The sequence below is a fragment of the Hydrogenophaga sp. PAMC20947 genome, assembly GCF_004795855.1.
Taxonomy (GTDB): domain Bacteria; phylum Pseudomonadota; class Gammaproteobacteria; order Burkholderiales; family Burkholderiaceae_C; genus Hydrogenophaga.
In genome coordinates this window covers 2535422-2549671 of sequence record NZ_CP039252.1, presented here as the reverse complement: position 1 = coordinate 2549671, position 14250 = coordinate 2535422, and the positions used below count along the sequence as shown (strand labels likewise).

Annotated in this window: 11 protein-coding genes; 10 read left to right on the top strand and 1 reads right to left on the bottom strand. The window is 65.9% G+C overall.

What is annotated here, in order from left to right:
• The first annotated feature begins 19 nt into the window (after positions 1-19).
• From E5678_RS11455 to E5678_RS11445, 3 genes are all read left to right on the top strand, one after another.
• Positions 20-1069, top strand: coding sequence for an aminoglycoside phosphotransferase family protein (locus E5678_RS11455; protein ID WP_136178648.1), 1050 nt, complete (start codon positions 20-22; stop codon positions 1067-1069).
• Positions 1057-2388: a TIGR04283 family arsenosugar biosynthesis glycosyltransferase gene (locus E5678_RS22635; protein ID WP_136178647.1), complete on the top strand. Its 1332-nt coding sequence runs from the start codon at positions 1057-1059 to the stop codon at positions 2386-2388. Before E5678_RS11455 ends, E5678_RS22635 begins: the two co-directional genes overlap by 13 nt.
• A gap of 111 nt (positions 2389-2499) precedes the next feature.
• Positions 2500-5217 (top strand): HAD-IC family P-type ATPase, encoded by a 2718-nt coding sequence (locus E5678_RS11445; RefSeq protein ID WP_136178646.1) that lies wholly within the window; start codon positions 2500-2502, stop codon positions 5215-5217.
• Positions 5218-5254: 37 nt separating this feature from the next.
• Here E5678_RS11445 and E5678_RS11440 read toward each other — a convergent pair whose 3' ends face one another.
• On the bottom strand, positions 5255-6058 hold the full coding sequence (locus tag E5678_RS11440) for a siderophore-interacting protein (RefSeq protein WP_136178645.1): 804 nt from the start codon (positions 6056-6058) through the stop codon (positions 5255-5257).
• Positions 6059-6143: 85 nt separating this feature from the next.
• Between E5678_RS11440 and E5678_RS11435 the strand changes: the two genes are divergently transcribed.
• The 7 genes from E5678_RS11435 (at position 6144) to E5678_RS11400 (ending at position 14248) form a co-directional block, all read left to right on the top strand.
• Positions 6144-6584, top strand: a complete 441-nt coding sequence (locus tag E5678_RS11435) for a MarR family transcriptional regulator (RefSeq protein ID WP_136178644.1) — start codon at positions 6144-6146, stop codon at positions 6582-6584.
• A gap of 85 nt (positions 6585-6669) precedes the next feature.
• Positions 6670-7011, top strand: coding sequence for a multidrug efflux SMR transporter (locus E5678_RS11430; RefSeq protein ID WP_136178643.1), 342 nt, complete (start codon positions 6670-6672; stop codon positions 7009-7011).
• Between the two features lie 94 nt (positions 7012-7105).
• Positions 7106-7546, top strand: coding sequence for a hypothetical protein (locus E5678_RS11425; protein ID WP_210731902.1), 441 nt, complete (start codon positions 7106-7108; stop codon positions 7544-7546).
• Complete coding sequence (locus E5678_RS11420; RefSeq protein WP_136178642.1) at positions 7519-7881, top strand: hypothetical protein; 363 nt, start codon at positions 7519-7521, stop codon at positions 7879-7881. The genes E5678_RS11425 and E5678_RS11420 overlap by 28 nt, the downstream gene beginning before the upstream one ends.
• A gap of 96 nt (positions 7882-7977) precedes the next feature.
• Positions 7978-9417, top strand: a complete 1440-nt coding sequence (locus E5678_RS11410) for a TolC family protein (RefSeq protein WP_168708547.1) — start codon at positions 7978-7980, stop codon at positions 9415-9417.
• Positions 9414-11129, top strand: a complete 1716-nt coding sequence (locus tag E5678_RS11405) for an efflux RND transporter periplasmic adaptor subunit (RefSeq protein ID WP_136178639.1) — start codon at positions 9414-9416, stop codon at positions 11127-11129. Before E5678_RS11410 ends, E5678_RS11405 begins: the two co-directional genes overlap by 4 nt.
• Positions 11126-14248 (top strand): efflux RND transporter permease subunit, encoded by a 3123-nt coding sequence (locus E5678_RS11400; RefSeq protein WP_136178638.1) that lies wholly within the window; start codon positions 11126-11128, stop codon positions 14246-14248. The genes E5678_RS11405 and E5678_RS11400 overlap by 4 nt, the downstream gene beginning before the upstream one ends.
• The last annotated feature ends 2 nt before the right edge of the window (positions 14249-14250 follow it).

Sequence of the window (14250 nt, the reverse complement as noted above, 5' to 3'; positions counted from 1 at the left end):
CATTCCCAGAAGAACTTCATTGAACGATCTGCTTCAGCACCTGCACCTTGCATTGACATCTGTGGACCATCCTCTGGCCCATTGCGCGTTGCAGCCGCTGGACGACACCGGTCTGGCCCACGACCATGTGCGCCTGCGGGGCAGCGGCTGGCTGGCGCGTGTACCCAAGCAAAGCCAGATGGGGCTGGATGCGGCGCACAACCTGGCTTACCAGCGCGGCTGTTTCGAGCGGGCAGCGCCCGGCCAGCACACCCCGCGGTTGCACAGCGTTCTGGCGCCGTCTGCCCATCTGCCGCGGGGGGCCTTGCTGGTGGAAGAGATCGTGGGCGTGCCGGCGCGCTTGCCAGCCGATTTGAGCGCTATTGTGTCAGCGCTGGCTTCGCTGCACGCCTTGCCCTTGCCGCCCGCTTCGATGCGGCCTCCCTTGCAGGATGCGGCCGATCCTTTGCAGGCCTTGCTGAAAGAAGTGGCTCAACAGGCCCAGTACTTGGCGTCGGCCCGGATTCCGGCCGCGGTGCAACTTGCCATCGAGGCGCAGCAATCCAGCTTGCGGACGGTGTGCGGCCGGGTGGCGCGGCCGCAGCGCCACCTCATTGCCTTTGACGGCCACCCGGGCAACTTCATCGTTCGGGCGGATGGCGTTGCTGTGCTGGTGGATCTGGAGAAATGCCGCTACAGCTACCCCGGCCTGGATCTGGCCCACGCCACGCTCTACACCTCAACCACCTGGGATGTGAAGAGCCATGCGGTGTTGAGCTTGAGCGAGGTTGTGGCGGCCTATGAGGCCTGGGGCCGAGTCATGGGGGCATCGGCGGCGGACGCCGTGGCATGGCATGTGCCTTTGCGCCGGGCCATGTGGCTTTGGTCGGTGAGTTGGTGTGCGAAATGGCGGGTGCTCTCGCGGGAGCAAAAAAAGGGCTCAACAGCGGGCGAAGACTGGTCTGCCGAGCGCAGCGACGCCGCGCTGGTCAACCATGTGCGCGACCGCGTGGACCACTATTTGAGCGCACCGGTGGTGGACCGCGTGCTGCACGAGCTTGATGCTCTGGAGCGAACATGGCAGACCTGAAGCTGGCGATCGTGGTGCCGGTGCTCAACGAGGCGATGACCTTGCCTGCTGCGCTGGCGGAACTTGAAGCACTTCGGGCCCATGGGGTGGTGGTCATTGTGGTGGATGGCGGCAGCTCGGATGCCACGGTGGCGGTGGCCGCCAAGGGTGCAGATGCCGTGTTGACGGCCCCTCGCGGGCGGGCCGCCCAGATGAACGCGGGGGCTTGCCACCCGTTGGCTCGCCGGGCGGATGTGCTGCTGTTTCTGCATGCCGACACCCGTTTGCCCGCCAACGCCCATGTGCTCGTGGCCAAGGCCCTTGAGGGCGGGGCGGACTGGGGCCGTTTTGATGTGCGGATCGATGGGCGCCACCCCTTGCTGCCCATGGTGGCCGCGTTCATGAACTGGCGTTCACGAAAAACCCGCATCGCCACCGGCGATCAGGCCCTGTTTGTGCGGCGCACCGTGTGGGCGTCGCTTGGCGGCTTTGCACCGATTCCGTTGATGGAAGACGTGGAGCTCAGCGCCCGTTTGCGGGCGGTGTCGGAGCCGGCGAACATCGCGCAACCGGTGCACACGGCCGGGCGGCGCTGGGATGAGCGCGGATTCTGGCGCACGGTGCTGATGATGTGGCGCTTGCGCGCGGCCTATGCGCTAGGGCGTGATCCGACCGCGCTGGCCCGGCGGTATGGCTATGCGCCCCGCGCCCCGTCTGCGGTGGCCATCATGGCCAAAGCACCCCTGCCCGGGCTGGCCAAAACCCGTCTCGCGCCCGTGCTGGGCGACGCGGGCGCGGCGCGGGCCCAGCGGCGTTTCATCCTGCGCACACTCACCACCGCGTGCCAGGCGAGCACCGGCCCTGTTACCTTGCATTGCACCCCACCCGCCCATCGGCTGTTTCACCTGTTGACCATGCGGTGGGGCGTGGCGTGTGTGGGTCAGGTGGACGGTGACATCGGGTGCCGCATGCGCGCCGTGATGGCGGAGCATTTCGCCCAGGCCGCCGCGCCGCCTTTGCTGATCGTGGGCACCGATTGCCCCGTGTTGACCCCGGCCATATTGCAGACCTGTGCCGATACGTTGGTGAACCACGATGCCGTGTTGATCCCGGCAGAAGACGGGGGCTATGTGCTGATCGGTTTGCGCAAGCGATTGCCGCAGGTGTTCGAAGCTGTCGACTGGAGCACGCCGCGCGTGATGGGCCAGACGCGGGAGCGGCTCAAGGCGCAGGGGGTGTCCTGGCGCGAATTGCCCGCTTTGTGGGATGTGGACGATCCGGTGGACTGGGAACGCTGGCAGGCGCTGCTCAAGGATGTCAGCGACGGCCGCGTTGCTTGACGTTGCAGGGTGTTTGAGATGATTTGGGCGCATGAAAATTAGAGGCAGGAGCCACCGGATGTTTTGACCCAATCGGTGGTGGCCCGGCAAGTCTTGCGCTAACGTTGCGGTATGACAAATGACGCATATCGGACCGAATCCCCTGTTTGGCATGCTGTGCCCACCGATCAGGTGTTGCAGAGCCTGGCGAGCGATGCTCAGGGCCTGAGCGCCGGTGAGGTGCAAGCGCGGTTGGATCGCCATGGACCCAACCGCCTGCCGGCTGCCCCGCCGCGTCCCTGGTGGCGCCGGTTGCTGGCGCAGTTTCACAACCTGCTGATCTATGTGTTGCTCGCTGCGGCTCTGATCACCTTGTGGCTGGGGCATTATCTCGACACGGCGGTGATCGTGGGCGTGGTCGTGATCAACGCCATCATGGGGCTGGTGCAAGAGGGCAAAGCACAGCGCGCGTTGGAGGCCGTTCGCGCCATGCTGGCCAGTCACGCCACGGTGGTGCGGCAGGGTCTGCGCCAGGAAGTGGATGCGGGTGAACTGGTGCCCGGTGACGTGGTGCTGCTGGAGTCAGGAACCCGGGTCCCCGCCGACCTGCGCCTGCTGCGCAGCAAAAATCTGGCCATCGATGAGGCGGCGCTCACCGGCGAGTCTGTGCCTTCGGGCAAACAGGCCGATGCGGTGGCGCACGGCGCTGCACTGGGCGACCGGGCATGCATGGCCTACGCAGGCACGGTTGTCACGGTGGGCCAGGCCAGCGGTGTGGTGGTGGCCACTGCGCGCGATACCGAGATCGGGAAAATCGGCGCCATGGTGGCCGGCGTGGCCGAGTTGGTCACGCCACTGACGCAGCGGCTGGACCAGTTCGCCCGCCGCATCACGGGCTTCATCGTGGTGGTGGCGCTGTTCACTTTCGCCTATGGCGTCTGGTTCGGCGGTATGCCCGCTGCCGATATGTTTCTTGTGGTGGTGGGCCTGGCCGTGGCGGCGATCCCTGAGGGCCTGCCCGCAGTGGTCACCATCACGCTCGCCATTGGCACCAGCATCATGGCGCAGCACCGGGCGGTGGTGCGCCGGCTGCCGGCCGTCGAGGCCCTGGGCTCGGTGAGTGTGATCTGCACAGACAAAACCGGCACGCTGACCCGCAACGAGATGACAGCGGTGCGCGTGATGCTGTCCGACACCACGCTGGCGGTGAGTGGCGCCGGCTATGCGCCGCTGGGTGGCTTCGATGAAGCGGGCTCGGTGGTCGACCCGGCTGAACATGCAGGCCTGCAGCGCCTGGCCCGCTGTGCGCTGTTGTGCAACGACGCGCACCTGCACCACGACGGCACGGCCGAAGACAGCGCCAAAGCATGGACCCTGGCAGGCGATCCCACAGAGGGGGCTCTGCTCACTTTGGCGCTCAAAGCTGGGCTGGATCGGGAAGGCGCCGGCCTGGCCTTTCCGCGCCGGGACGAGATTCCGTTCGAATCCGAGCACCGCTACATGGCCACTTTGCACCACGATCACGAAGCTTGTGTGTTCGTTTTGCTCAAGGGTGCTCCGGAACGGGTGCTCGATCTGTGTGTGCAAGACACCGCGGGCGCGCCGCTCGACCGCAGGGCCTGGCAGGCTCAGGTCGATCAGGCCGCGCGAGATGGACAACGCGTGTTGGCGCTGGCCGAGTGTTCACTGCCGGGCGGTACCACTGCCCTGAGCATGGCCGACATCGTGCCCCGCTTTACCTTGCTCGGCCTGGTGGGGCTGATGGACCCGCCGCGCCCGGAGGCCGTGGCTGCGGTGGCCGAATGTCAGCGCGCTGGCATTCGCGTGGTCATGATCACCGGCGACCACGCGGTCACTGCTGCCGCCATTGGTCAGCAGCTGGGGCTGCAGGCCCAGCGGGCCATCACCGGTGAGGAAATTGATCACCTGGACGATGCGGCACTGAGCGAGCGGCTGGTGCAAACCGATGTGGTGGCCCGGGCCAGCCCGGCCCACAAGCTGCGCCTGGTGGCATCGCTGCAGGCGCAAGGCAAGCTGGTGGCCATGACGGGTGACGGGGTCAACGATGCGCCGGCCCTCAAAGCCGCCAATATTGGTGTTGCCATGGGTCTGCGGGGCACCGACGCCGCGCGCGAGGCCGCCGATCTGGTGCTCACCGACGACAACTTCGCCGCCATCGCCCACGCGGTTCGCGAAGGGCGAACCGTGTTCGACAACATCAAAAAATCCCTGTTGTTTGTGCTGCCCACCAACGGCGGCGAAGCCGGTGTGATCCTGCTGGCGGTGTTCGCTGGCTTGGCCATGCCCGTGACCGCCGCGCAGATTTTGTGGGTCAACATGGTCACCACGGTAACGCTGGCCATTGCGCTGGCGTTTGAGCCTGGCGAAGGCCAGCTGATGCAGCGCCCGCCCCGCGACCCGAACGAACCCCTCATCACGCGCCTGTTGTTCGCCCGAATTGCCTATGTGACGCTGCTGATGATCGTGGCCACCTACACGGTTTTCCATTGGGAAATGTCACGCGGCAGCTCCATCGAGGTGGCCCGCACCGCCGTGGTCAACATGCTGGTGGTGGGTGAGCTGGTGTACCTGTTCAACGTGCGCCATTTCACCGCCCATGCCCTGGCCTGGGAGACCCTCACGGGCAACCTGATCGCTTTTTGGGCCAGCGTGTCGCTGGTGGTGTTCCAGATGCTGTTCACCTATGCCTCCCCCATGCAGCAGCTGTTCGGCACCGCTGCGCTGGGGTGGTCTTCGTGGGCCATGATTCTGGGTCTGGCTAGCGTCAAGTTTCTGGCGGTGGAGGCCGAGAAATGGGTGCTGCGGCGGCAGGGCGTGCTGCGCATGTGAGGGCGTGCAGCACGCTGGCGCCAGCCGCCGCAAGCCCTCAGAGCGTTTCGTGGTGCCCCGTGCTGCCTCGCTTCCAGTAAGCCGAAGCACGCACGCGGGATTTGTCCAGCCCGAGCTGAGCGATCAACACCTCGCGCACAGCCACCATGGACGCCGCCTCGCCAGCGGCCCAGGCAAAGCCTTCGCCTGTGGGCAGGTTCAGGGCCGATACAGTCTTGGCGAGTGCGTCGATCGCCCCAGCGTCCACCCAATGGGTTTCAACCCTGGCCTGGCTCACGAAGGCTCGCCGGTCATCCGGGCTTGCCGTTTCGATCACGGCGATGGCCGTGGTGTCTGAGGGCAGTTCAGCCAACCGTCGGGTGATGGCGGGCAAGGCAGTTTCATCGCCCACGAGCAGGTGCCAGTCGAAGGCTGTGGGCACCACAAAAGAACCGCGTGGCCCGCCCACACCCACCTCGTCGCCGGGCTGGGCCTGCGCGGCCCATTCGGAGGCGCGGCCTTCGCCGTGCAGCAGGAACTCGATGTCCAGTGTTTGTGCCTGGGCATCGAACCGGCTGGGCGTGTAATCGCGCATGGTGGGGCGCTCAGTACCCGGTGGCAGGGCTGGGCCGTCGGGCCCGGCTTCGGGCAAGACCAGCGGGCCCCCGGGCTGTGCCGGCAGCATGAGCTTGATGTGATCGTCAAAGGAGGCGCTGACGAAGCCTTCCAGATCGGAGCCGATGAGCTGTACGCGCACAAAATGGGGGCTGGTGCGTTCAACGCGCTGCACCTGTAACCGGCGCACCTTCAGTGGATGGCGCAGGCGCTCGACTTCGAGGCTGGGCGGTGTGGCTGTGGTCATGGACGATGTGAATGATGGTTGATAATGTCTACTATTGTCGTTGATTTAGATGACACTATCAACCATATGGTTTTGAGGCATTGAAATGAAAAGCCGTTCTTCCAACACCGAGGTGCTGGATCGCATACACGCCCTCATGCACGCCCAGGGGCGCCACATACAGTTGGCTGTGAGTGCCGAAGGCAATGGGCTTGGCCCCATGGAAGTGCGGTGCCTGCGTCACATCGCCCACCACGAAGGTGCCACCCAGAGCGATCTGGTGTTGCAATCGGGCCGCGACAAAGCCCAGATTGCGCGCTTGGTCAAAGGCCTGATCGAGCGCGGGCTGGTTGAAAGCCAGCCCCATCCTGTCGATCGGCGCAGTCAGGTGCTGAATGCGACGGCTGAGGGCCTGGCCTTGCAGCGCAAGATGCAGGCACACCGTGTGCGCTTTGAGACGCAGTTACTGGCGGGGTTCAGTGCGAGCGAAATCGCGTCCCTGATTCATCTGCTCACGCGGCTGCAAACCAACGCCAGCCATGGTTGACGTTGTGTTGGCGGGTTCGGGCACTTGACGCAAGCCACCACGGCTTCTGGCAGACTGCAACGGTCAAATAGTCAGGTTGCCAAACATGCTTGAAGCCATTACACCCAGAGTCGCTTGGGCATTTATTTTTGTGTCGGGCGCGCTCGAAATCGCCTTCGCCGCAGCCATGCAGGCATCCCAAGGCTTCACCCGCCCGCTGCCCGCCGCACTGGCTTTTGCCTCTGGCGGTCTGAGCGTGTACCTGATGAGCCTGACGCTGGCAACCATCCCACTTGGAACTGCCTACGCCGTGTGGGCGGGTGTGGGGGCGGTGGGAACGGCGGCCCTGGGCATCTGGTGGCTGGGCGAAGCGGCGTCGCCAGCGAGGCTGCTGTGCATCGCGCTGGTCGTGGCCGGCATTGTGGGCTTGCAGCTGCTGGAAAACTGATGCGCGCTGCACCGTGGGGCGTCGGCATATTCGAACTTCTGTGCCAATCCAATGCCACCTGAACACAGGTGCGTTGCCATCAGGGCGCTGAATCTTGATCAAACAATGGAGTTCTGCCGTGGTGGTGTGTCTGCCTTTGCTGGCCTCTGCGCACGATGCCGAGCAAGCACCCCAGCGGTGGTCTTCGTTCAAAGACCCCAACAAATCGGTAGCCGCCTGCAAGATTCAAAGCCGGCTCATCCTCGAGCAGCTGGGCTTGGCGCGGCGGGCGGACAACGAGAACGGCATCTGTGGCGTGTTCAAGGGCATCCGCGTGGTGGTGAAATGCACGGGAAATGGGCCACATAGCGAGTTGTGGGTGGCGTTGGCTGGCGCCGACCGTGACTCGGTGGAGCTGATCCGCAACAAGATTCGGTCAGACATCCAGTATCCAGTGAGCGGCTGGCCAGACTGTGGATTTTGCTCCGGTCCCACGCGCCATCCCGCCGTCCGTTGTACATTCCACGCATGCGTGTCTGGCTTGCCCTGTTGTTGACCCTCTCGTTCGCCCTCCAGGGGTGGGCGGCGGTGCGGCCATCGGATGCCCCGTGTCCCATGTGCATGGAGATGCTTGAGGGCATGGCCATGCCAGGCGCTGCGGCTGTGCAGGCCGGCGACAACGACGATTGCTGCAATGACATGGCGAGCTACCTCGCCTCGGGCCAGCTCTGCAAAACGGGCCAGGACTGCCAGGCGCCGGCCACCGCCCTGCCGGTGGTGCAGCGCTCGATCACCCGCACGGTGGCGTCTCAGTCAGTCCCACTGGCGATGAGCCCTGCGGCTCCGTTGCCCGTTGTGAGCGCCGTCTGGCGTCCGCCCACTTCCCTCTGATCCCCGTTGAACGGTCCGTGGCCGCTGCCGAGTTGCAGTGCGCCCCGGTTTGCTGCACCGGCCGCCGGGCCGCTGCGCTGGATCAGGAGTGTTTTCATGTTGTCATTTTTGCCATCGGCACGGGTTGTGCTGGTCTGTGCTCTGTTGGGTGCGCCGTTGGCGTTCGCCGCATCGCCCCCGCTTCCTCCTGCTGACGCGCCTGCATTGGCCACGGCCAAAGCCAAAGCCGAAGCCGAAGCCGAAGCCGAAGTTGAAGTTGAAGTTGAAGTTGAAGTTGAAGTTGAAGTTGAAGTTGAAGTTGAAGTTGAAGTTGAAGTTGAAGCCCAACTCAACACAGACGTTGAAGTCGTCAAACCTCTGGATCTTGCGTTCGCGATGCAGCAGGCCGAGCAACGCTCGCAGGCGCTGGAAGCTTCATCGCTGATGGCCGCTGCAGCGCAGGCCAGGGCGGTGGGCGCGGGCCAGCGACCAGACCCGATGCTGCGCCTGGGGCTGGACAACGTGCCAGTGGAAGGGGGAGGGTCCCGGCGTTTCACCCGCGAGCCCACGACCGCCCGCAGCATCGCGCTTTCCCAAACTTTGACCGGTGCAGCGAAGCGCGCAGCGCGCAGCGAGCGGTATACCCAGGAAGCCCATCTCGCCCTCAGCCGCCGCGCCGCGCAGCGCAGCGAACTGCGGCGATCGGTGGCGCTGGTCTGGTGGCGTGTGCGCGCCGAAGAGCAGCGCCTGGCGCTGCTCGCAGCCCAAAAAGATGAAGCCGGTTTGACGGTCGCGGCCGCCGAGGCAGCCTACCGCGCAGGCCGGGGTGCCCAAGTCGACGTGTTCATGGCGCGCAGTGCCGTCGTGGCCCTGCAAGACCTGCAACTGGCCACGCAGGCCCGCCTTGACGGCGCGCGCACCGAACTGCGCCGCTGGGTGGGTGCGGCGGCAGACCGGCCTCTGGCGGCGGCTCCCGCGCTGACCTTGCCCCCGCTCGGAGACAGGGCTGCGGCCTGGGAGGCCAACGATCCGCTGCTGCTGGCCGCTGGCGCACGCGAAGCCACCAGCAGCGCCCAGGCCGCACAGGCACGCGAAGAACGTTCCGCCGACTGGAGCGTGGATGTGCGCTACGCGCAGCTCGGCTCCAGCTTTGACAACAAGCTTTCGGTGGGGTTTTCCGTGCCGTTGCAGTGGAACGCGGCCAAGCGGCAAGACCGCGAGTGGGTTGCCCGCCTGGCCGAGGCCGATCAGGCCCAGGCCGAAGCCGAAGAAATTCGCCGCGCGCGGCGGGCCGATGTGGAACGCTGGGAGCAGGGCTGGTCAGCGGGCCTGCAGCGCCTGACCTGGCTCGACCGCGAGCGCCTGCCCCTGGTGCAGGCCCGTGGACAAGCCGCGCTGGGCGCCTACCGCGCGGGCAGCGGCCCGCTGCAGGCCGTGCTCGATGCGCGGCAGGCCGGGCTGGCCCTGCAGCTGGAGCGCGTGCAACTTGAACTCGACACCGCGTCCGACTGGGCGCGCCTGAACACCCTGAACAACCCCGAAGAGGTCACCCCATGAGCCGCCCGTTGCATAAAACTCTCTTGTGGGCAATGGCCGCCGTGGTCGTGGTGAGCGCCGTGGGTGGCGGTGCCTGGTGGCTGGGCATGAACCAGGGCATGGCCATGATGGCCGCGCCCGAAGCGGTGGGCCAGGCCCCGCAGGACCCGAGCCAATGGAGCATTCCCCAGGGCGAGGAAGCGACGCGCCGCCACATCCGTGACGGTATCCAGGCCGGTGACACCGATCCCGCCACCGGGCGCACCGTGCTCAACTACCACGACCCCATGGTGCCTGGTAAAAACTTCGACGCTCCGGCCAAATCGCCCTTCATGGACATGATGCTGGTGCCGCGTTACGCCGGCGAGGCGGGTGCCGACACAGGCACCCTCTCGGTGAGCCCGCGCATCCAGCAGAACCTGGGCCTGCGCACGGCCTTGGTCACCGAGGGGGTCTTGACCACCGAGGTCAGCGCCACGGGAGCCGTGGTCTGGAACGAGCGCGATCAGGTGTTGCTGCAAGCGCGCGCGACTGGTTTCGTGGAGAAGCTCCACGTGCGCGCCGTGCTGGACCGGGTGGCCAAAGGAGCGCCGGTGGCCGAGCTGTATGTGCCCAGCTGGATCGCCGCGCAGGAGGAGTACCTGGCCGTGGCGCGCATGCAGGGCGCTGATCTTGAGCCCCTTCGGCAAGCGGCGCGCCAGCGCATGCTGCTCGCAGGCATGAGCGAAGCGCAGGTGCAAAGCGTTGTGAGCCGTGGGCAGTTGCAGCCGCGTTTCACGGTCTATGCCCCCATGGCCGGCACCGTGACCGAGCTGATGCTGCGCGAGGGCGCCACGGTGATGGCGGGCGCCACGCTGTTGCGTGTGCAAGGCACCGACACGGTCTGGGCCGAAGGTGAGGTGCCCGAGAGCCAGGCGGCACTGCTCAAAGTTGGCATCCGCGTGCAGGCCACCAGCCCGGCCGCACCGGGCGAAACCTTTGAGGGTGAAGTGCAGGCGCTGCTGCCCGAGGTCAACACCGTCACGCGAACGCTCAAGGCGCGCATGGTCTTGCGCAACGCCCAAGGGCGGTTGGTTCCCGGCATGCTGGTGCAGATGCGCTTCGTGCGCCCCGCCAGTCAGCCGGTGTTGCTGGTGCCCAGTGATGCGGTGATCCGCACCGGGCGGCGCAGCGTGGTGATGGTGCTGGAAGACGCCGGGCGTTTCCGGCCGGTGGAGGTGCGCGCGGGCCAGGAAGCGGGCGGGCAAATCGAAATCGTGGCCGGGCTGCAAACGGGCCAGACCGTGGTGTTGTCGGGCAACTTCCTGATCGATTCGGAAGCCAGCTTGCGTGGCATGGAGGCACGGCTCAATGGCGGCGAAGCCAGCGGCCAGATGCCTGCGGCCATACCGAGCAAGCCTGAAACGGCGCTCGCCGCTGCGCCCGCTCAAAGGGCAGCATCGGTTGCCGCGCCGGTCCCATCGCCTGCCGCAGCACCATTGCCCGCAGCACCGCGCTACACCACCGATGCCGTGGTCAATGCTGTCGCGGGCGACACGGTGTCGCTCACCCACCCACCGATCCCTGCTTTGAAGTGGCCTCAGATGCAAATGGATTTTGGTCTGCCGCCGCCTGAGCAGTTGCCCCGAGGGCTGGGTGCAGGCAGCCAGGTGCGGATCGAGTTCCGCATGCGCGACGGTGATGTGCCGCAGATCACCCGCATCGATGTGGTCGCACCAGGGTCTGCCCAATGATCGCGCGCCTGATCCGCTGGAGCATTGCCAACCGCTTCCTGGTTTTGCTCGCCAGCCTGATGATCACCGCCTGGGGCACGGTGTCCATGTTGCGCACGCCGCTCGACGCGTTGCCCGACCTGTCGGACACACAGGTCATCATCCGCACCAGCTGGCCCGGGCAGGCGCCGCAGATTGTGGAAAACCAGGTGACCTACCCGCTCACCACCACCATGCTCTCGGTCCCCGGCACCAAGGCCGTGCGCGGCTTCTCCATGTTCGGCGACAGCTTCGTCTATGTGCTGTTTGATGACGGGGTCGATCTGTACTGGGCGCGCTCGCGCGTGCTGGAGTATTTGAACCAGGTGCAGTCGCGCCTGCCGACGGGCGCGAAATCGTCCATCGGGCCCGACGCCACAGGCGTGGGCTGGATCTACCAATACGCCCTGATCGACCGCACGGGGAAGCGCGATCTGGCCCAGCTGCGTTCGCTGCAAGACTGGTTCCTGCGATACGAGCTCAAGACCGTGCCCGATGTGGCCGAGGTGGCCAGCGTGGGCGGCATGGTGCGCCAGTACCAGATCGTGCTCGACCCCGACAAGCTCGCGGCTTACGGCATCACCCAGCGCATGGTGAGCGAGGCGGTTGGTCGCGGCAACCAGGAGGCGGGGGGCTCGGTGATCGAGCTGGGCGAGGCTGAATACGCGGTGCGTGCCAACGGCTACCTGAGTTCGCTCGATGATTTCCGTGCCATTCCGCTGATGAGCAGCCGCGCCGGTGTGGTGGTCACGCTGGGCGATGTGGCGCGCGTGCAGCTCGGCCCCGAGATGCGCCGCGGCATCGGTGAACTCAATGGCGAAGGCGAAGCGGCTGGCGGAGTGATTGTGATGCGGTCGGGCAAGAACGCGCTGGACACCATTGCGGCCGTCAAGCTCAAGCTGGCCGAGTTGCAAAAGGGGCTGCCGCAGGGTGTGGAGATCGTCCCCGTGTACGACCGCTCCAGCCTCATCAAGCGAGCAGTCAACAACCTGGGCTTCAAACTGCTGGAAGAATTTCTGGTGGTGGCGCTGGTGTGTGCGGCGTTTCTGTTCCACCTGCGCAGTGCGCTGGTGGCTATTGTGTCGTTGCCCATGGGCATTCTCGCGGCCTTCATCGTGATGCAGCAGCAGGGCGTGAATGCCAATGTGATGTCGCTTGGCGGCATTGCCATTGCCATTGGCGCCATGGTGGATGCGGCGGTGGTCATGATTGAAAACGCCCACAAACACCTGGAGCGCTGGGCGCATGACCACCCGGGCGACACGCTGGCCGGCGAGACGCGCTGGCGGGTGGTGGGCGAAGCCGCGGCCGAGGTGGGCCCCGCCCTGTTTTTCTCGCTGCTCATCATCACCTTGAGCTTCGTGCCGGTGTTCACGCTGGAAGCGCAGGAAGGGCGGTTGTTTTCTCCGCTGGCCTACACCAAGACCTACGCAATGGCCGCCGCCGCCGGTTTGTCGGTCACGCTGGTTCCGGTGCTCATGGGTTACCTGATCCGCGGGCGCATTCCCAGCGAAACGGCCAACCCCCTCAACCGGGGGCTCATCGCCCTTTACCGCCCCTTGCTCAACGCTGTGTTGCGTGCGCCCCGCCTCACCCTGGTGGTGGCCGCCGTGCTGCTGGTCCTGAGCCTGTGGCCGCTGCAGCACGTGGGCAGCGAATTCATGCCGCCGCTGGACGAAGGAGATCTGCTCTACATGCCCACGGCCTTGCCGGGCCTGTCGGCGGGCAAAGCCGGTGAGCTGCTGCAGCAAACCGACCGCCTGATCAAGACCGTGCCCGAAGTGAAGAGCGTGTACGGCAAAGCCGGTCGGGCCGACAGTGCCACCGATCCGGCACCGCTGGAGATGTTTGAGACCACCATCCAGTTCAAGCCGCGCGAGGAATGGCGGCCTGGCATGACTCCCGACAAGCTGATCGAAGAGCTGGACCGCGCCGTGCGCGTGCCCGGGCTCTCCAACATCTGGGTGCCGCCCATCCGCAACCGCATCGACATGCTGGCCACGGGGATCAAGAGCCCGGTAGGCGTGAAGGTGGCCGGCCCCGATCTGGCCACCATCGACCGCCTGACTGCGCAGATCGAAGCCGCTGTGAAACCGGTGAGCGGCGTGAGCAGCGCGCTGGCCGAGCGCATGAGCGGTGGGCGCTACATCGATGTGGACATCCGCCGCGCCGACGCAGCGCGCTTCGGCCTCAACATCGCCGATGTGCAGGAGGTGATTTCAGGCGCCGTGGGGGGCATGAACATCGGAGAAACCGTGGAGGGCCTGCAGCGTTACCCCATCAACCTGCGGTACCCGCGCGAACTGCGCGATTCGGTGCCCAAGCTGCGGGCGCTGCCCTTGCTGGCCCCCAATGGCCAGCGCCTGGTTTTGTCCGATGTGGCCGATCTGCGCATCACCGATGGGCCGCCGATGTTGCGCAGCGAAAACGCGCGGCTGGCCGGCTTTGTGTATGTGGACATCCGCGGCCGCGACCTGCGCGGCGCCGTGCTCGACATGCAACGCGCGGTGGCCGAGCAGGTGGTGTTGCCGGCCGGGTATTCCGTGTCGTGGTCGGGGCAGTTTGAATACCTGGAGCGCGCCAGCGCCAAGCTCAAGCTGGTGGTGCCGTTCACGTTGCTCATCATCTTTGTGCTGCTCTACCTGACCTTCCGCAGCCTCGCAGAAGCCGCGCTCATCATGGCCACGCTGCCCTTTGCGCTGGTGGGCGGCATCTGGCTGCTGTGGGTGCTGGGGCACAACCTGTCGGTGGCCAGCGCGGTGGGTTTCATTGCGCTGGCAGGTGTGGCGGCCGAGTTCGGCGTGATCATGCTGCTCTACCTCAAGCAGGCTTGGCAGGCCCGCCTGGAGCAAGGAAAAGACAGCGAAGAAGACTTGCTCGACGCGATCCGCGAAGGCGCGGTGTTGCGGGTGCGGCCCAAAGCCATGACGGTTGCCGTGATCGTGGCCGGCCTGTTGCCGCTGTTTTGGGGCGGAGGCACGGGCAGCGAGGTGATGCAGCGCATCGCAGCGCCCATGGTGGGCGGCATGATCAGCGCGCCGCTGTTGTCGATGCTGGTGGTGCCGGCGGTGTATCTGTTGATGCGGCGGCGCAAACGCTGATG